Genomic DNA, 300 nt, shown 5'->3' with positions numbered 1-300 from the left:
TTCACGGAACGCGCGGCCGGGCCCTCGCCGATCACGATGTCGATCTGGTAGTCCTCCAGCGCCGGGTACAGGATCTCCTCGACCACCGGCGACAAGCGGTGGATCTCGTCGATGAACAGCACGTCGTTCGGCTCGAGGTTGGTAAGAATGGCCGCCAGGTCGCCCGGACGCTCCAGCACCGGGCCGGAGGTCTGGCGCAGGTTGACGCCCATTTCGCGCGCGATGATGTGGGCCAGCGTGGTTTTACCGAGGCCCGGCGGGCCGAACAGCAGGGTGTGGTCGAGCGCCTCGCGGCGCTTC

General features: G+C 67.7%; 1 protein-coding gene. It reads right to left on the bottom strand.

Going from position 1 to position 300, the window contains the following annotated elements:
- On the bottom strand, positions 1-300 hold a 300-nt coding region (locus KVT32_RS29665; protein WP_217619381.1), incomplete at both ends, for an AAA family ATPase.

This window comes from Achromobacter sp. GbtcB20 (assembly GCF_019091095.1).
GTDB lineage: Bacteria > Pseudomonadota > Gammaproteobacteria > Burkholderiales > Burkholderiaceae_B > Achromobacter > Achromobacter mucicolens.
This window is presented reverse-complemented; position numbering and strand designations above follow the sequence as displayed.